At 71.7% G+C, this 17,728-nt stretch carries 14 protein-coding genes and 1 pseudogene; 9 read left to right on the plus strand and 6 right to left on the minus strand.

The annotated features are described in order from the left end of the window. The first annotated feature begins 27 nt into the window (after window positions 1–27). Complete coding sequence (locus QRY02_RS38285) at window positions 28–1,242, plus strand: MFS transporter (RefSeq protein WP_285987633.1); 1,215 nt, start codon at window positions 28–30, stop codon at window positions 1,240–1,242. Here QRY02_RS38285 and QRY02_RS38290 read toward each other — a convergent pair. The 3 genes from QRY02_RS38290 to QRY02_RS38300 form a co-directional block, all read right to left on the minus strand. After that, window positions 1,239–1,979, minus strand: a complete 741-nt coding sequence (locus QRY02_RS38290) for a hypothetical protein (protein WP_285987634.1) — start codon at window positions 1,977–1,979, stop codon at window positions 1,239–1,241. The genes QRY02_RS38285 and QRY02_RS38290 overlap by 4 nt on opposite strands. Further along, window positions 1,979–3,787 carry a substrate-binding and VWA domain-containing protein gene (locus QRY02_RS38295; protein ID WP_285987635.1) on the minus strand — a complete coding sequence of 603 codons (1,809 nt, stop codon included), beginning with the start codon at window positions 3,785–3,787 and terminating at the stop codon, window positions 1,979–1,981. Before QRY02_RS38295 ends, QRY02_RS38290 begins: the two co-directional genes overlap by 1 nt. Before the next feature lie 76 nt (window positions 3,788–3,863). Next, window positions 3,864–5,036: a homogentisate 1,2-dioxygenase gene (locus QRY02_RS38300; RefSeq protein WP_285987636.1), complete on the minus strand. Its 1,173-nt coding sequence runs from the start codon at window positions 5,034–5,036 to the stop codon at window positions 3,864–3,866. Window positions 5,037–5,121: 85 nt separating this feature from the next. Between QRY02_RS38300 and QRY02_RS38305 the strand changes: the two genes are divergently transcribed. Together QRY02_RS38305 and QRY02_RS38310 are read left to right on the plus strand one after the other, a co-directional pair. After that, window positions 5,122–5,976 carry a hypothetical protein gene (locus QRY02_RS38305; RefSeq protein WP_285994038.1) on the plus strand — a complete coding sequence of 285 codons (855 nt, stop codon included), beginning with the start codon at window positions 5,122–5,124 and terminating at the stop codon, window positions 5,974–5,976. Beyond that, window positions 5,973–6,614 carry an IclR family transcriptional regulator gene (locus QRY02_RS38310; protein WP_285987637.1) on the plus strand — a complete coding sequence of 214 codons (642 nt, stop codon included), beginning with the start codon at window positions 5,973–5,975 and terminating at the stop codon, window positions 6,612–6,614. Before QRY02_RS38305 ends, QRY02_RS38310 begins: the two co-directional genes overlap by 4 nt. Here the strand turns inward: QRY02_RS38310 and QRY02_RS38315 are convergent. Continuing rightward, window positions 6,611–7,261 (minus strand): DUF998 domain-containing protein, encoded by a 651-nt coding sequence (locus tag QRY02_RS38315; protein ID WP_285987638.1) that lies wholly within the window; start codon window positions 7,259–7,261, stop codon window positions 6,611–6,613. The genes QRY02_RS38310 and QRY02_RS38315 overlap by 4 nt on opposite strands. A 56-nt stretch (window positions 7,262–7,317) precedes the next feature. Next, window positions 7,318–7,905 carry a TMEM165/GDT1 family protein gene (locus QRY02_RS38320; protein ID WP_285994039.1) on the minus strand — a complete coding sequence of 196 codons (588 nt, stop codon included), beginning with the start codon at window positions 7,903–7,905 and terminating at the stop codon, window positions 7,318–7,320. A gap of 186 nt (window positions 7,906–8,091) precedes the next feature. On the opposite strand from QRY02_RS38320, the gene QRY02_RS38325 reads away from it, so the two are divergent. The 6 genes and pseudogenes from QRY02_RS38325 to QRY02_RS38350 all read left to right on the plus strand — a co-directional run bounded on the left by QRY02_RS38325 (window position 8,092) and on the right by QRY02_RS38350 (window position 16,758). Continuing rightward, window positions 8,092–9,051: a S41 family peptidase gene (locus QRY02_RS38325; protein ID WP_285987639.1), complete on the plus strand. Its 960-nt coding sequence runs from the start codon at window positions 8,092–8,094 to the stop codon at window positions 9,049–9,051. Window positions 9,052–9,122: 71 nt separating this feature from the next. Continuing rightward, entirely contained in the window at window positions 9,123–10,598 is a 1,476-nt protein-coding gene (locus QRY02_RS38330; protein WP_285987640.1) for a cytochrome ubiquinol oxidase subunit I, read from the plus strand. Between the two features lie 114 nt (window positions 10,599–10,712). Next, window positions 10,713–11,720: a cytochrome d ubiquinol oxidase subunit II gene (cydB, locus tag QRY02_RS38335; protein WP_285987641.1), complete on the plus strand. Its 1,008-nt coding sequence runs from the start codon at window positions 10,713–10,715 to the stop codon at window positions 11,718–11,720. Next, a complete protein-coding gene (gene cydD, locus QRY02_RS38340) occupies window positions 11,717–14,938 on the plus strand; it encodes a thiol reductant ABC exporter subunit CydD (protein ID WP_285987642.1) in 3,222 nt (1,073 codons plus the stop codon). Before cydB ends, cydD begins: the two co-directional genes overlap by 4 nt. Before the next feature lie 59 nt (window positions 14,939–14,997). After that, window positions 14,998–15,196 (plus strand): annotated as a pseudogene (locus tag QRY02_RS38345) (GAF domain-containing sensor histidine kinase); the annotation flags it as partial. Window positions 15,197–15,528: 332 nt separating this feature from the next. Further along, window positions 15,529–16,758: a GAF domain-containing sensor histidine kinase gene (locus QRY02_RS38350; protein WP_502874296.1), complete on the plus strand. Its 1,230-nt coding sequence runs from the start codon at window positions 15,529–15,531 to the stop codon at window positions 16,756–16,758. A 197-nt stretch (window positions 16,759–16,955) separates the two neighbouring features. Here the strand turns inward: QRY02_RS38350 and QRY02_RS38355 are convergent, their stop codons facing one another. Continuing rightward, window positions 16,956–17,582: a response regulator gene (locus QRY02_RS38355; protein WP_043788689.1), complete on the minus strand. Its 627-nt coding sequence runs from the start codon at window positions 17,580–17,582 to the stop codon at window positions 16,956–16,958. Window positions 17,583–17,728 lie beyond the last annotated feature (146 nt).

The following is a 17,728-nucleotide window of genomic DNA, read 5'->3' on the forward strand; positions in this document are numbered from 1 at the left end:
GCGGTCGTTCCCGGCTTTGATCTCCCGGTGATGCGCGGGCGGTCGCTGGGACCGCGGTTCAGGTGGCTCTGGTCGGCTTACGCCGTGAGCGCGTTCGGGACGTGGCTCGGCTTCGGAGCCTTCCCGATGCTCGCCATCCTCGTCCTGCACGCCGGGCCCACGGCCGTCTCGGCGCTCGCCGCGGTCGGGCCGGCCGTCGGTGCGCTCGTCGCCGTGCCGCTGGGGCCGTGGGTCGATCGGCGCCGGAAGCGGCCGGTCATGGTGGGCATGGACCTGGTCCGGTTCGGCGCGCTGGTCAGCGTGCCGGCCGCCTACGCCCTCGGCGTGCTGAGCTTCGGCCAGCTCCTGGCCGTCTCGGTGGTCGTCGCCGCGGCGGACATCACCTTCAGCTCGGCCAGCGGCGCGTTCCTCAAGGGACTGGTGCCGCCCGAAGACCTGCTCGTCGCGAACGGCCGGTTCGAGTCCACGAACTGGACCGCCACCGCGCTCGGCCCGCCGCTCGGCGGGGCCGCGTTCGCGCTGTTCGGTCCGGTGACGTCGGTGGTCGCCAACGCCGTCAGCTTCCTGCTCTCCGCACTCGGGATCCGCGCGATCGGCGGGGACGAGCCGCGTCCGCGCACCGCCACCCGGCTTCGCCTGCGCGACCTCGCCGACGGGTGGCGCTTCGTGCTGGCCCACCCCGGACTGCGGCCGCTGCTCTTCAACGCCATGGTGTTCAACGGCCTGATCATGGGGACCGAGCCGCTGCTCGCCGTGCTGATGCTGAACCAGCTCGGGTTCACGCCGTGGCAGTACGGGCTCGCGTTCGCCGTCCCGTGCCTCGGCGGGCTGGTCGGCTCGCGGCTGACCCCGCGGCTCGTCGAGCGGTTCGGCCGGCACCCCGTCCTGCTGACGGCCGGCACGGTCAGGGCGTGCTGGCTGCTCGCGCTGGCCTTCATCCCGGCCGGTACCGGCGGGCTGGTGTACGTCATGGTCGTCGAACTCGGGCTGATCGTCAGCTGCAGCGTCTTCAACCCGGTGACCGCGACCTACCGGCTCGAGCAGCTCCCGGCGGACCGCATCGCCCGGACGCTCTCGGCGTGGTCGGTCAGCACGAAAGCGGCGATCGCCACGCTGACCGCGGTCTGGGGCCTGCTCGCCGGCCTCACCGGCCCGCGCGTCGCGATCGGCGTCGCCGGGGTCCTCGTGCTGGCGACGCCGCTGCTGCTGCCGCGCCGAGACCGGACGCCGGTGGCCGCCTAACCCAGCGACCTGCGCGTCGCCTGTTCGGTCTCCAGCACGCCCTGCCGGATGCCCTCCAGCTGGTCGCTCAGCTCCCGGACCGCGCCGGTGTCCACGGTGACGTCCGTCGTCGTCGCCGTCAGCTCGGCGACCCTGGCCACCAGGCTGTCCAGGCCGAGCGCGCCGGACTGCAGCTGGGCCAGCAGCTTGTCCCGGGCGCCGGACAAGCGGACGTGCACGTCAGCCTGGGCCTGCACGGCCGTCAGTGCCTGCTCGAGGTCGCCGCGCACCTCGGGGTTCGCCGTGCGCAACTCGCGCTGCAGCCGGCGTCGTTCGTGCGCGACGGCGTCGAGGTCGACCCTGGCCAGCGCCTGGCCGGTCGCCGACGCGCGGCCGGCCAGCCGTCGCAGCGTCGACAGCGTCTCCCGGACCACCGGCTCCATGTCCGCGACGCGCTCGGCGAGCGGGCCGGCGTCGAGGGAGGCGCTGAGCGAGGCGAACCCCTCGGCCGCGCCCTCCGCCCGGTGCAGCCAGTTCTCCTCGGCCGACCCGGGCGCGACGGGCAGTACCCGTGCTTCACGCGGCGGAGGCTCCGCCTTCTCGCCGCCCAGGACCGCCACGCCCGCCCGCGCGGCGAGCACCGCCACCCCGACCCCGACGGCGGCGACGACCGGCAGCTGCACGGCCCACGCCACCCCCGCCGACGTGGCGGCGAGCAGCAGCCCCCACGGTTCGGCGAGCTCACGGGCGAACTTCATCAGAAGTTGGAGATCACGGAGGTGAACACCTGGTTGATCGAGTCCGGTTTGGACGAATCGTACTCCGATCCCGCCGTCGCTTCGGCGATCTGCTTCAGCACGCCCTGGTCGGCGTCCGAGCCGTAGGCGATCGTGAACAGGCGGACCGTCTCCGCGTTGCCCTCCGGGCGCAGCTGCGGCACCAGGTGGTCGATGTCGATGCCACCGGAGTCCTCGTTGCGGCCGTCGGTGAGCACCACGACCGCGTTGATCGCCGTCGGGTCCAGGTGGGCCTTCATGTACTCGTATGCGGCCAGCGACGAGTCGTACAGCCCCGTGCCGGATTGGGGGGTCAGCCCGCTCAGCCGCATGGCGAGGGTCTCCTTGCCGCCGGTGCCGAGCGTTTGCACCGGGAGCAGTTCCTGGTAGTCCTTGTCGCCGTCGAGGTGGGTCGAGAACTGCCAGAGCCCGACCTGGTCCCGCGGCACGAACTGGCCGAGCGAGTCGATCGCGGCCTGCTTCGCGAGGTCGATCTTGCTCTTGCCGGTGCCCTTCACCTCGTCACCCATCGAGCCCGAGACGTCCACCACGAGCAGCACGTTCGCCTTCTTGCGCAGGTCGGTCCACGAGGCCAGCAGCTTCGACAGCACCGACGGCGACGGCGGCCGCAGGAAGGTGATCTTCGCGTCCGGCTGCACACCGTTGGCTGGCGTCACCTGCGAACCCGGCTTGCCGTCGAACGAGCGGAAGCCGAGCGCGGCGAACTTCGCCTGCGTCTCGTCCTGGCGCAGGTAGCCCAGGAAGTCCGCGGCGATCTGCTTGCGCGTGGCGTCCGCCCAGTTCAGCGCGACGAACGGGTGGTCGGAGTTCAGCGTCCCGTCACCCGGGTAGATCGCCACCAGCGGCACCTTCGGCGGCCCGTGCTGCCCGACCTTGGCCGGGTCGTTCGTCGGGTTGCCCTGGTTGTAGCCGATCAGCGAGTTCTCCTCGACGGTGACCGCCGAGATGTACGACAGCGCCGCGCCCTTGTCGTCGGCCTTCTGCAGGTTGGTCAGGAAGGTGAGCGTGGTGTCGCCGTAGTGCACGATCGCCTGCTCGAGGTTCGTGACGAACTGCTTCGCGTCCGGCTTCTCGAGCGCGGCCGTCGTGAGGTCGGACGACGTGCCGGTGGCGGCGTAGTAGGCGCCGATCGTGGCGTTCAGCCCCGACGTCGAGATGTTCGGGTTGGTCTTGCCCAGCCGGAACTTGCCCCACTCCGGGTGGCCGTACTTCGCCCAGCCCGCCGGATCGGTGGCCAGCGCGGTGAGGTCCGTCCAGCCGATCGCCTTGCCGGGCCAGCCGAGCGCCTCGGCCATCGGCTTCGGCATCGCGACGACCAGCGGCGAGTTCGCGACCGACTGCGGGTCGCCGTCCGGCACGATCGACGCCGAGTCGCCCTTCGCGTTGACGCGCAGCAGGTTGACCCAGCCGCTCGCGGCCGGCGTCCAGACGTCCGGGCGCGGCCCGTCGGTGGCTTCGTTCCAGCCGTTCGCCAGCGCCTGCATCGCGACGCCGGAGGACTTCGACTTCACGACGACGTCGACGCAGTGCCCGGCGACCGACCGTCCGGAGTAGGCCTTCGCGGCCTCCTGGACGATGCCGGCCTTTTCCGGCGACGAGGCGATGTTGAGCGCGATCGCGTCCGCGCCGGAGCACTTCGGCGCGTCGGCCTCGTCGCTCGAACCACTGGTCCAGTACCGGATTCCGATGATCAGCCCGGCGGCGACCACGATCGCGGCGAGGAACGGGAGGATTTTTCTCTTTCGCCCTGTTGGCTGGGAATTGATCATCGAGCCCTCCCCGTTCCGCCGGAAAGTCCATTATCGGCCGACGGAACGGGGACGGGACGGTAATTCCGGAACTTGACTATCCCTTAGGGCCGCGGCGCGACCACGTCCAGGCGTACCCCGGGTCTTCGGACGCGTCGGCGGCTTCGCCGAGTTCCAGCGGCGCGAACGTGTCCACCATGACCGCGGTCTCGTCGAAGAACTCCGCGCCGATCGACGCCTCCGCCGCGCCCGGCTGCGGGCCGTGCGTGAAGCCGGACGGGTGCAGCGAGAGCGAGCCGATCCCGATCCCCGAGCCCTTCCGGGCTTCGTAGTTGCCGCGCACGTAGAACATCAGCTCGTCGGAGTCGACGTTCGCGTGGTTGTACGGCACCGGGATCGCGCCCTCGTGGTAGTCGACCTTCCGCGGGCAGAAGGAGCAGACGACGAAGTTCGGCCCCTCGAACGTCTGGTGCACGGGCGGCGGCTGGTGCACGCGGCCGGTGATCGGCTCGAAGTCGTCGATGTTGAACACCCACGGGTAGAGGCAGCCGTCCCAGCCGACGACGTCGAAGGGGTGCGTCGCGTAGGTGTAGCGGGTCAGCCCGGCGCGGTGCCGCACGAGCACCTCGACGTCCTCGCCGTCTTCCAGCAGCGGCTCCGACGGCCCGCGGATGTCACGCTCGCAGTACGGCGAGTGCTCCAGGAACTGCCCCTTCGCCGACAGGTAGCGCTTGGGCGGCCCGATGTGGCCGCGCGCTTCGAGGGTGAAGAGGTTGACCTCACCGTGCGGGACGACCCGGTAGGTGCACGAGGTGGGGATGACGACGTAGTCGCCGTCGCCGACCTCCAGCCGGCCGTAGATCGTCTCGAAGGTCGCGGAGCCGCCGTGGACGTAGAAGAGCTCGTCGCCGGCCGCGTTGCGGTACAGCGGGCTGGGCGCGGTCGCCGTGACGAACCCGATGGTGACGTCGTTGTTGCCGAACAGCCGGCGCCGGTCGGTCACCGCGTCGGCTTCGCCGCCGAACTTGAGGTCCCGGGTCTGGTACGCCCGCGGCTTGAGCGGGTGGTTCGGGGTGAGCGGCCCGCGGTCCTCCTCGACCGCGACGGCGTCGACGATCGCCGTCGGCAGGCCGCGGTGGTAGAGCAGCGCGGAGTCGGCGGAGAAGCCCTCGACGCCCATCAGCTCCTCGGCGTAGAGGCCGCCGTCCGGCTTCCGGAACGCGGTGTGCCGCTTGTGCGGAAGCTCGCCTACTCGCCGGTAGTAAGGCATCGACGTCCCCTTCTGACGTGTCCGTTGTGCGAACGATTTTGTCCTCATGTCGTACGCTACTAGCGTGTCAGTCGTGTCAAGCGCTGTGGAACTCACGCCCCCCGGCCCCCGTGGAATTCCTCCCCTGTTCGCGAGGCTCGTCGACGACTCGGCGCTGTTCCCTCCGGTCGGTGCGGCCATGCCCGAAGCGCTGCGTGCGCACTTCGCCAGCCGGGACTCCGAACACGCCGGTGTACTGGGGGTTTTCCTCTGCCAGGCGTCGCGGCTACCCGAGCTCATCACCGAGCTGATCAAGATCAAACCGAAGCAGCCGCTGCCGCTTTCGCTGATCATCGACACCGGTCTCGGCGGCGTCCCGAAGGCCATCTCGATCGTCGAGTCGCGCAGTGAGCTGCTCGCGCTGCGGATGGTCGAGATGCCGGCGCCGTCGGACGTCGACGAGGTGTGGCTCGAGCGCGTCTCGGAGTTCGTCCCCGAGGACGTCATCCGGGTGGTCGAGCCGCGGCGCGGCGTCGGCTGGCTGGACGGCGTGCGGAAGGTGATCGAGCACGGCAGCTGGCCGAAGATCCGCTGCGGCGGCAAGGCGGGCGAGAACTTCCCCAGCGTCGACGAGGTGGCGGACTTCCTCGCCGTCGTCAGCGGGTCCGCCGGGGCGTCGTTCAAGGCGACCAACAGCCTGCACCGCGCGGTCCGGCACACCGATCCGGACTCCGGGTTCGTGCACCACGGCTTCCTGAACCTCCTCGTGGCCTCCGCGCGCAGCCTGGCCGGCGGTGACGTCCGGGGCGCCCTGGAGTCGACCGACGCCCAGGCGCTGGCCGACGAGGCCCGTGCGCTGTCCGAGCCGGCCGCGAAGGCCGTGCGGGCGCTCTTCGCGTCCTACGCGGCGGCGTCGTTCGAGGAGCCGGTCGCCGACCTGGGCGAACTCGGCTTGCTGTGACCAGCCGGGAGGGGTCGCTGACGCTCGACCGCGGCTTGGCGCTGCTGCAGGCAGTGGCCGACGCCGGCGGCGACGCGGCGACCATCTCCGAGCTGGCCGTGGCCATCGGAGCCAGCCGCGCGGCCGTCTACCGGCTGCTCGTGCCGCTGTCCGAACGCGGGCTGGTCTGGCGGGACGGCACGAAGGTCCGGCTCGGCGTCGGGCTGCTCCGGCTGGCCGGGCAGGTGCTCCCGCAGCTGCGGGACGCGGCGGGCCCGGTGCTGCGCGAGCTGGCCGAGAAGGTCGGCGCGACCGCGCACCTGTCGGTCGCGCAGGGGACGCAAGCGCTTGCGGTGGCCGTCGTCGAACCGTCCTGGACGAATTTCCACGTCGCCTACCGGGTCGGCAGCCGGCACTCGCTGACCGCCGGCGCGGCCGGCAAGGCGATGACCCTGCGTCCCGGCGGCGACGGCTGGGTGACGTCGACAGGGGAGCTCGAGGCGGGCGCGTCCGGCGTCGCGGCGCCGGTCCGCGGGGTCCCGGGGCTGCGGGCGAGCGTCGGCGTCGTCTCGATGGAGCCGCTGAAGGCGGCCGAAGTGGGCCCCCAGGTCGTCGCGGCCGCCACCCGGCTGGCCGGCGTCCTGAAGACGGACGGCTAACGCAGCGGCCGGACCATAGTCAGCAGCAGGGCGACGTCGACGGTGAACAGCAGCCGCTCGAAGAGGCCCAGCGTGACGTCCTGCTGGGCCGGGCCGAGGACGAGCGTCAGGACGAACCCGCCGAGCACCACGCCGACGCTGACGAAGCTCGCCGTGGCCAGGCGCCGGATCGTCGTCCGGCGGGGTTCCCACGGGCAGCGCTCGCGGCCCTTCTTCGTCAGCACGAACGCGGCCGCCGGCAGCGCGATGAACGCCGTCAGGGCGGCGATGTTGTGGACCTGCCCGGCGAGCGAACGCGCCTGACCGTCCGGGTCGACGGGCACGAGCCCGCAGACCAGCAGCCCGGCCGACCAGACGCCGAGCAGGACGCAGACGGCGGTGGTGCCCGGGCGGTGGGCCTTGGCGATCCCGGCGAGCAGGGCGACCGAGCCCAGCGACAGCGCCAGGCACATCACGCTGAACAGGGGAGCGGCCGAGGACGTGCCGAGCTTGCCGTAGACGTACTCGGAGAGCGTCTGCCAGATCGGGCTGACCTGGCCGGACAGCCGCAGGTGCAGGTCGATCGAGATGGCCACGGCGAGGCCGATGCCGCCGAGCGCGACCCGGCCGTGCAGTGGCGAGACGGCGTGCGTCTTCGGCGAGTTCACCCGGCGCTCTCCCTTTCGTTTCCGAAAGGTTACCGGGCGAACCTGTGAAAGATCGGTCAGAAGGCCAGCTGGACCAGGGCGAACGCGGCGAACCCGGCGAACCCGAACCCGGCGCAGCGCTGGATCAGCTTCGGCTTGATCCGGCTGCGGATCTTCGCGCCGATGAACACGGCGAGCCCGGCCACCACGACGAGCGCGGTGAAGGCGCCGACGCCGACGGCGAAGGGGTTGCCGATGCGGGCGGCGAGGCTCGCCGTCGCGAGCTGGGAGGCGTCGCCCCACTCGGCGGCGAAGAGCACGCCGAACGACGTCATCGCCGAGCGGGTGAAGGACAGCGGCGAGGGCCCGGTGCGCGAAGCGTCTTCGCCTGCTTCGTCGGCCTTGCTGAATCCCTCGCGAAGGAGCATGAAAGAGCCGAGGCCGAACATCGCGGCGACGACCAGCGAAAGGACCACGTCCGGCAACAGCGTCAACACGCTGCCGAACGCGACCGCTATGACGCATTGCACGGCGAACGCGGCGCAGACCCCGGCGAAAACCGGCCAGCCGCGAAAACGGGTGGTCAGCACCAGGGTCGCGACGAGCGTCTTGTCCGGCAGTTCCACAGCGAGGACCAGGCCGAACGCGCTGATCAGCGCCACCATAGCGGCAGTCATGAGTGTTTTTCGCCCCTTTCACTGCAACGATAAAGGGGAGATCGGGAAAGCCGCAAGCTGATGGCGAACGCGAAATTGCCTGATCGGCGGCCATGAATTTGGCATCCCGGACCGTCGCACAAATTTTTTCGGCGTGCCGAATTTTCGGTTGTGGCCTGCGGTAGGTTGCTCGGCATGGGGTCACAGGCGCGTGCTGCGCAGGTCGAAGAAGTCATCCGCCGGTTGGACGCTCACTACGTCTTCCCGGACGTCGCCACGAAGCTGACGAAGCTGCTTCGCGCCCGCCTCGACGAGGGCGCGTACGCGGACCTCGGCGACGCGGAATTCGCGACGGCCGTCACAGCGGACCTCCAGTCGGTGAACGACGACAAGCATCTGCGCCTGCGTCACCACGTCGATCCGGTGGCCGAGGACGGCGACGCGCAGCACGCGTCAGAGAACTTCCGGCAGGCGGCCGAGCTGGAAAACTTCGGGATCGCCTCGGTGCGGCGGCTCCTGGGCAACGTCGGTTACGTCGACACGACCATGCTCTACCCGCTCGCTTTCGCGGCCTCGGCCGTCTCGGCGGCGATGACGCTGGTCGCGCCGACCGACGCGCTGCTGCTCGACGTGCGGCACAACCGCGGCGGCGACCCGGAGACCAGCGCGTTCCTGCAGAGCTACCTCGTCGACGAGCGGACCCACTACCTCGACTTCTACGAGCGCGAAGGCGACCGCGTCAGCCAGATGTGGACGTTGCCCTACGTCCCGGGCCCGAAGTTCGGCGGCACCAAGCCGATCTGGGTGCTCACCGGCCCGGCGACGTTCTCCGGCGGCGAAGACCTCGCCTTCTCGCTGCAGCGGCAGGGGCGCGCGAAGACCGTCGGTGAGCCGACGCGGGGTGGCGCCCACCCGTGCGAACAGTACAAAGTGGACACCTACCTGGACGTGACGGTGCCGCTCGCCCGCTCGTACGACCCGAAGACGGGGGAGAACTGGGAGGGCGTCGGCGTGTCGCCGGACCTTCCGGTCGCCGCGGACAAGGCGTTCGACACCGCGTACGCGCTGGCCCTTCGGCACGTCCTCGAGCTCGGGGATGCCGGCCCGCGGCGGCTCGTCGCGGACGAGGCGCGGAAGGCACTCGACCAGCTGTAGGACGTTGGTCCCGCCACGAACGGGACCAGTTGATCTGGCCGCGTCACCAGGGCCGGAGCACGCTGGACCACGTGGAGGTCCTTGAGCTAGCGCGGTGGCAGTTCGGCATCACCACCGTCTACCACTTCCTGATGGTCCCGCTGACCATCGGGCTGTCGATCCTGGTCGCGGCGATGCAGACCCGCTGGGTCCGCACCGGCGAGCTGCGGCACCTGAAGATGACGAAGTTCTGGGGCAAGCTCCTGCTGGTCAACTTCGCCATGGGCGTGGTGACCGGGATCGTGCAGGAGTTCCAGTTCGGGATGAACTGGAGCGCGTACTCCCGCTTCGTCGGCGACGTCTTCGGCGCGCCGCTGGCGATGGAAGGGCTCCTCGCCTTCTTCGTCGAGTCGACGTTCCTCGGCCTGTGGATCTTTGGCTGGGACCGGCTGCCGAAGAAGGTCCACCTGGCGTGCGCGTGGGCGTTTTCGCTGGCCACGATGGCGTCTGCGTACTTCATCCTGGCCGCGAACTCGTGGATGCAGCACCCGGTGGGCGTGACGTTCGAGAACGGCAAGCCGACCATGAACTCGATCTGGGCGGTGCTGACGAACAACACGGCCCTGGCCGCGATCCCGCACACCCTGGCCGGTGCGTTTTCGGTGGCGGCGGCGTTCCTGGTCGGTGTCGCGGGCTGGCACCTGTGGCGGCGCGGCGACCACGCCGACGTGTGGCGTTCCTCGCTGCGGCTGGGTGGCTGGGTCGGCGTGGCGGCGTTCGCGGTCCTGGCGATCACAGGCGACACGCAGGGCAAGCTGATGTTCGAGCAGCAGCCGATGAAGATGGCGTCGGCGGAAGCGTTGTGCCACACGGAAAAGCCGGCCAGTTTTTCGATCATCGCGATCGGTGACGTGGCCGGCGCGAACTGCGAAGACGTCAAGACGTTCAACGTGCCCGCGTTGCTGTCGTTCCTGGCGCACAACGACTTCAAGACCGAGGTCAAGGGCGTCGAGGACCTGATCACCGAGTACCACGCCAAGTACGGCACGAACTACCCGGACGACCCGGCGCTGGGTTCGCTGGCGGGCCAGCCGATCGACTACGTGCCCAACCTGCCGGTGACGTACTGGGGCTTCCGCATGATGATCGGCTTCGGCGCGGTCTCGGCGGGCATCGGCGTCCTGGCCCTCTGGGTGACCCGCAAGGGCCGCGTCCCGGGCGGCCGCTGGTTCCCGTGGCTGGTCCTCGGCGGCATCGCCACCCCGTTCCTGGGCAACAGCGCGGGCTGGATCTTCACCGAGATGGGCCGTCAGCCGTTCGTGGTCGTCCCCAACCCGAGCGGGGTGGACGGCGTGTGGATGTTCACCGCCCAGGCCGTGTCGAGGTTGACGACCGGCGAGGTGTGGACCTCGCTGATCGCGCTGACCACGGTGTACGCCGCTCTCGGCGTGGTGGAGGTGTACCTGATGCGCAAGTACGTCCGGGGCGGCGTCGATGCGGTGATGCCCCCGGAGAAGCCGGGTGACTCCGACAAACCGGGCGAGGACACCCTCGCCTTCGCCTACTGAGGTGCTGACGATGAGTGTCGATGTGACCACTCTTGCGAGTTACCCACAGTTCGTCTGTGGACAACTCGGTTCCCTGTGGATAACTCACAGCCACCGGCCGGTCGGAGGTAAGCGATGAGCCTCGAAATCGCCTGGTTCGTCGTCATCGCCTTCTTCTGGCTCGGGTACCTCTTCCTCGAAGGGTTCGACTTCGGCGTCGGCATGCTGCTGCCGGTGCTCGGGCGCGACAACACCGAGCGCCGCGTCATGGTCAACACCATCGGGCCGGTCTGGGACGGCAACGAGGTCTGGCTCATCGTCGCCGCCGGCGCCACGTTCGCCGCCTTCCCGGCCTGGTACGCGGGGTTGTTCTCGGCCGCCTACCTGCCGCTCCTGCTCGTGCTGCTCGCTCTCATCGGCCGTGGCGTCGCCTTCGACTACCGCGGCAAGGTCGACTCCGAGCGCTGGCGGCGCAACTGGGACCGGGTCATCGTGCTCGGCTCGTGGATCCCGCCGCTGGGCGTCGGCCTCATCCTCGCCACCACCGTCCTCGGCCTGCCCCTCGACGCCGACGGCAACCGCGTCGGCTCCGCGTTCGCCGCCGTCCGCTGGGACACCCTGCTCGGCGCGGTCGCGATCGCCGCCTTCTCGATCACCCACGGCGCCGCGTTCCTCGCCCTCAAGACCAGTGGTGACCTGCGGGAACGGGCGCGCACGCTGGCGCTCAGGCTGCTGCCGCTCGCCATGGTGCCGGTGGTCGCGTTCCTCTCGGTCGTCCAGTGGCGCGCGGGCACGTCGTGGACGCTGCTCGCGTTCGGGATCAGCGCCGTCGCCGCGGTCGTCGCCTGGCTGCGGCTGCGCGCCGACCGCGACGGGCAGGCGTTCGCCGCGCTCGGCGTGGTCATCGCCGGGGCCGCGGTGGTCATGTTCGGCTCGCTCTTCCCGAACGTCCTGCCCTCGACCCTCGACGCCGCCAACACGCTCACCATCGAGGGCGCCGCCTCGAGCCCGTACACGCTGACCGTGATGACCTGGGTCGCCGTCTTCGGTGCCCCGGCCGTGCTGGTCTACCAGGGCTGGACCTACTGGGTGTTCCGCAAGCGCATCGGCACCCAGCACATCCCGGCGGTCCACGCGTCATGAGCAAACTTTCCGGACGCGCTCCCCTTTCCGCCTCGGAGTCCACAGTGGACTCGGCGCGCCCGGGAAAGGGCCCGCTCGGCGCGTTGCCGGCTCTCGTGCCGGCCGTGCGCCGAGCGCTGGCCCTGGTGGGTTTCCTGTCGTTCGTCAACGCCGCCGCGCTGGTGGCACAGGCGTTCCTGCTCGCCGACGTCCTCGCGGCGATCGTCGGAGCAGGTTCCGGGGGAAGCACCGCCCGGCTGGCCGCGCTGCTCGCGCTCGTCGCGACGCGCGCGCTGACCGGCTGGGCGGTGCGCACGGTCTCCGCCCGCGCCGCCGCGACCGCGCAACGCGAGCTGCGCGCCAAGGCCGTCGACCACGCGCTGCGCCTGGGTCCCGAGTGGATCGCCCGGCGCGGCCACGGCGAGCTGACCGCGCTCACCACCCGCGGCCTCGACGCGCTCGACGCCTACTTCCGCGAATACCTCCCCGCCCTGGTGACGGCGGCCGTCGTGCCCCTCGGCGCCGGCGCGGCGATCCTGTTCGCCGACTGGCCGTCCGGCGTGATCGTCGCGCTGACCGTGCCGCTGCTGCCGGTGTTCGCCGTCCTCGTCGGCAAGTACACCGCCGACCGCGTCGCCGGCGCGACCGACGCGACGCACCGGATGTCCGGCCGGCTGCTGGAACTCGTGCGCGTGCTGCCGGTGCTGACCGCGTTCCGCCGGGCCGCGGCGCAGGCCGAGACCGTCCGGCGGCTGTCCGAACGCCACCGCCGCGCGACGCTCAGGACGTTGAAGGTCGCCTTCTCCTCGGCGTTCGTGCTCGAACTGGTCGCGACGCTGTCGGTGGCGCTCGTCGCGGTCGTGATCGGTGTCCGGCTCGCCGGCGGTCACCTGCCGCTGGCCATCGGGCTCGGAGTGCTGATCCTCGCGCCGGAGTGCTACCAGCCGCTGCGCGCGGTCGGCGCCGCGTTCCACGCCAGCGAGGACGGCGTCGAAGCGGTCCGGCGCGTCGCCGATCTGCTGGCGCTCCCCGTGCCTCCTTCGGGGACCGCGATCCCGTCGCGCGGTGAGCTGCGCGCGACTTCCCTCCGGGTGGCGCGGCGCGGGGGCTTCGCACCGGACGGCGAGTCGTTCGCGGTCCGGCCCGGCGAGACGGTCTGGCTGCGCGCCCCGAGCGGTGGCGGCAAGTCGACGACGCTCTCGGCGCTGCTCGGCTTCGTCCCGGCGCACGACGGCGTCATCACGGTCGGCTCGACGGACCTCGCCGACGCCGACCTCGCCCGCTGGCGCGAACAGGTCGCGTGGGTGCCGCAGTCGCCGGTGTTCACCGGCGGCACGGTCCGCGAGGAGGTGGGTTCCGCCGGCGCGGTGCTCGCCGAACTCGGGCTGACCGAGCTGGCCGACCGGCCGGTTTCCCAGCTGTCACTGGGCCAGCGTCAGCGCGTCGCCGTCGCCCGGGCGTTGCACCGGGTCGGGTCCGGAGCCTGGCTGCTGCTGCTCGACGAGCCCACGGCCCACCTCGACGAGGCGAGCGCGCGCCTGGTGCTCGACGCGGTGCAGCGCGCGGTCGACCACGGCGCGGCGGCGATCATCGCGGCCCACGAGCGCACCGCGGCGGTCGACCTGCCAGCGGAGGTCCCTGCCGCGGCCGAGACGTCCACAGTGGACTCCTCGGCTGCGCCGCTGAGGTGGCGCGCGCTCCTCGACGGACGCCTCTTCGGCGGGGCCGCGCTGGGTGCGCTCGCCCTGCTCGCCGGGGTGGCGCTGACGGCGACGTCGGGCTGGCTCATCGCCAAGGCGTCCCAGCAGCCGCCGATCCTGACGTTGACGGTGGCGGTCGTCGGTGTCCGCGCGTTCGGGCTCGGCCGCGCGGGGCTCCGGTACGTCGAACGGCTGGTCACGCACGACGCCGCGTTCCGCATCGCCGGCCGCGTCCGGGTGCGGCTGTGGAACTCCCTGGTCCGGCTCGAGCCCGCGCGCAGCCTGCGCGCGGGAGAGGGGCAGCGCCGGCTGGTCGGCGACGTCGACACCGTGCGCGACCTCCTGCCGCGGGTGGTGTCCCCACCGCTGGTGGTCGCGCTGGTCGCGGCCGGGGCGATCGCCGTGCAGACGTGGGTGCTGCCGGCCGCGGGGTTGACGCTCGCGGCGGCGGCGGCACTCGGGCTGTGCGCACCGTGGGTCGCCCTGCGCGCCGAGCGCCGGGCGACGTCCGCCCTGGCAACCGGACGGCGCGAGGTGGCCGCGCGAGTCTTGGTGGTGTTCGAAGCGGCGGCCGAGCTGCTCGCGTTCGGCGCCGAAGGAACCCACCGCCGAGCCCTCGCGGCCGCCGACACCCGCTTGGTGACGCAAGCGCGCCGGCAGGCGTTCGGCGCGGGCGCGGCGGAAGCGCTGGTCACGTTGGTCTGCGGCGCGGCGGCGGTGGCCAGCACCGCGCTCGCCGCCGCGGCGGTCGCGGGCGGACGGCTCGACCCGGTCCTGGCGCCCCTGCTGGCGCTGGTGCCGCTCGCGCTGGCGGAGGTCCTGGCGTTGCTGCCGCCGGTGGCCCAGCACTGGGACACGCTGCAAGGCGCTCGCCGCCGTCTCGCCGATGTGCCGGAGGGGCCTGTGGTCACTTCGCGCGGGGACCGCGTGGAACTGCGGGGAGCGGACCTCGGCTGGCCGGGCGGACCGGTGGTGCTGCACGACGTCGACATCGACCTCGCACCAGGCACGTACACGGCGGTGGTCGGCCCGAGCGGAGCGGGCAAGTCGACGCTCATCGCCGCGTTGCTGGGGTTCCTCCCGCCGCGGCGCGGGGTGGTCGCCGTCCCGGAGGGGGTGGCGTGGGCCCCGCAGGAGCCGATGCTCGCGGCGACGACGATCGCCGAAAACCTCCGGCTGGCCCGCCCGACGGCGACGGAGGAGGAGCTGCGTTCGGCGTTGCACGGCGCGGCGCTGACTGGTGTCTCGCCGGAGACGGTGCTCGCCAGCGGCGGCACCGGACTGTCCGGCGGCCAGGCACAGCGGGTGGCACTGGCGCGGGCGCTGCTCGGGGCGCCGTCGGCGGGGCTCGTGCTGCTCGACGAGCCCACCGCGCACCTGGACGAGGCGACGGCCCAGGCGGTGCGGGCGCACTTGCGGGAGGCACTGGCGGGCCGGACGGTGGTGCACGTGACGCACCTCGCCGAGGAGGCGGCCGGAGCGGACGTGGTCCTCGAGGTCCGCGACGGCCGTGTCGTCACCCGGGTGCCGGTCACGTGATCGATTCCCGCTGTGTCCTTGCCGCGCCGCCCTCGCGCCGCGCGATAATGACGGAACTCATGGATCCAACGCTTGCCGCGCGCGCACTGTCCGCAGCCACAGAGATCACGAGCACCGCCCTGTCCGGCGACGACCCGGGAGCGGTGCTGGACACGGTCGTGGCCAGAGCGGCCGAACTGGCCGACGCCGACCTGGGCCTGGCCATGGTCAGCACCGACGACGGCCGGGTGGTGGTCGAGGCCGCCCACTACGCAACAGCCCACCCGGCAAGGGAGGGCAACACCCAGCAGGCCGCCCCCGCGCCTGCGGCTGGTGGCCCGGCGTCGGCTGCGAGCGCCGGCGACCCGACCGCCACTGGCTCCGCCGCGCCTGCGGCTGGTGGCCCGGCGACGGGTACAAGCGGCGGCGACCCGACCGCAACTGGCCCAGCCGCGCCGGTGGCTGGCGGCCCGGCGACGGGTACCGACGGCGGATTGGCCGGTGCCCCGGGCACGATGGGTGCCGCCGCGCCGGCGGCTCGCGGCCCGGGGGCGGGTACGAGCGCCGGCGGGCTGGCCAGCGGCACGACCGCGACTGGCCCAGCCGCGCCGGTGGCTGGCGGCCCGGCGGCGCGTACCGACCGCGGCGGGCTGGCCAGCGACCCGGGCGCGACTGGCTCCGCCGCGCCGGCGGTCGGCGGTCCGGCAGGAGGCCGGGCGTTGGGCGCCAACGCCGGCGAGCTGGCCGGTGACCCGAGTGACCCCGCAGCCGCAGGTCCGGCAGCCGGCGGCCCGACCTCGACCACCACCTCCACCAGCGCGCCGGCAGGCGGGGCCCGCGGTGACTTCGCCCAGCCTTCCGGCAGTCCGGAGCCGACCTCACTGTCCGGCGCATCGTCCGCTGGGGAGTCCCTGCGTGGCCTTACCCTCCCCGCCGACTCCGCGGCTGGGCGAGTGGCCCGTGGCGGCGAACCCGTCTCCAGCGAAGACTTCATCGTCGACCCGCGTACCGCGCCCTACGTGCCCGCCGAACTCCATGGCTACGGGCCCTTCGCGGCCGCGCCGTTCGGGTCTGGGGGGCGGGTTCTCGGGTCGCTGACCGTCTACCGGAAGCGGGGGCGTGAGCCCTTCTCCGCCGGGACCGTCGAGATGCTCGTTGCCTTCGCCGCGCAAGCCGGTGTTGTCCTCGCGCTTGCCGAAGGTGCCAACGCTCGCCACCGGGTTGCTCTCTACGAAGAGCGCGAACGCATTGCCCGCGAGCTGCACGACGTCATCGTCCAGCGGCTCTACGGTGCCGGGATGCAACTGGACCGCGTCCGGCGCAACATGCGCAAGCGGTTCGCCCAAGCCGATGGGGCCCGGCTGTCCGACGCCATCGACCAGCTCGACCAGACCATTGAAGAAATCCGCGGCACCGTGCGCGCGCTGCGCTCACCGGAGCCTCGCCACGACACCGGCACGCCCGCCGACCTTGCCGAGTCGGCGCGCGGCGAGGTCCGCATCGCGGGCGAGCTGCTCGGCTACCCGCCCACCCTGGAGCTGTCCGGCGAATTCGCCGACGTCCCCGCGGAACGCGCCGACCACATCCGGGCCGCCCTGCGTGAAGCACTGTCCAATGTGGTCAGGCATTCCGGCGCCAGCGAAACCCGCGTGACACTGACCAGGGACTCCGGCGGAGTGAAACTCCGCGTCCGGGACAACGGTTCCGGCGTCCCCCAAGGCGTCGCCACCCGTGGTCTGCGTCATCTCGCCGAACGCGCGGACGCCGCGGGCGGGAAGTTCTTCCTGAACTCCTCACCCAGCCTCGGCACGCTCGTCGCGTTCGATCTGCCTCTCGACTGACCCCTGCTCCTGCGACTCACCCTTCTCGGGTCATCCAGTCCTCCCTTCCACGCCCTCGTCGATGATCTTACCGGCCCGTCGAACATATATTCGACTCACGTTCGAGTGAATCTGTGGCCGAAAAAGCCCTGATCGACATGGCGGTCCGTGACGAGGCGCAGAAAGGTTGCAGCGAACGGCGGATTGCGGACGAGCGGCTACTTCTCCCGCCGCGCGATCCAAGCGGCGGCCTGCGTCCGGCGCTGCATGCCGAGCTTCGCCAGCACCGACGTGACGTAGTTCTTGACCGTCTTCTCCGCGAGGAACAACCGCTCGGCGATCTCGCGGTTCGACAGGCCCTGGCCGATCAGCTCGAGCACGTCGCGTTCGCGCTCGGTGAGCGTCGCCAGCTCGTCCGTCGGCGGGTGCCGCATCTTGTCCAGCACGCGCGCGGTGCTCACCGGGTCCAGCAGCGACCGGCCGGCCGCCACCTCGCGGACCGCGTTCACCACGTCCTGCCCGCGCACCTGCTTGAGCAGGTAGCCCGCCGCGCCGGCCATGATCGCGCCGACCATCGCCTCTTCGTCGTCGAACGCGGTGAGCATCAGGCAGGCCGGCGGGTTCGGCTTGGACCGCAGCTCGCGGCAGAGCGTGATGCCGTCGCCGTCGCCGAGGCGGACGTCGACCACCGCGACCTCCGGCTCGACGTGCATCGCCACCGCCAGGGCCTCTTCGACGCTGCTCGCTTCGGCGACGACCTCGATGTCGGGCTCGTCGCCGAGGAGGTCGCGGAGCCCGCGGCGGACCAGTTCGTGGTCGTCGACGAGCAGCACCTGGATCGGCATACCCCGAGGTTACGGGGTACGCGGACGCCGTGGTGGCGGCCCGTCGGCCCCGTCACACGTGAAATAACTCAAAGGTGTGACCGCGTACCCCGTAACATTCCGGCCGGTACGCATTCCTGGGGCGCAAATACGCAGGTCACAGCGGA

The organism is Amycolatopsis sp. DG1A-15b (assembly GCF_030285645.1).
Taxonomy (GTDB): Bacteria; Actinomycetota; Actinomycetes; order Mycobacteriales; family Pseudonocardiaceae; genus Amycolatopsis.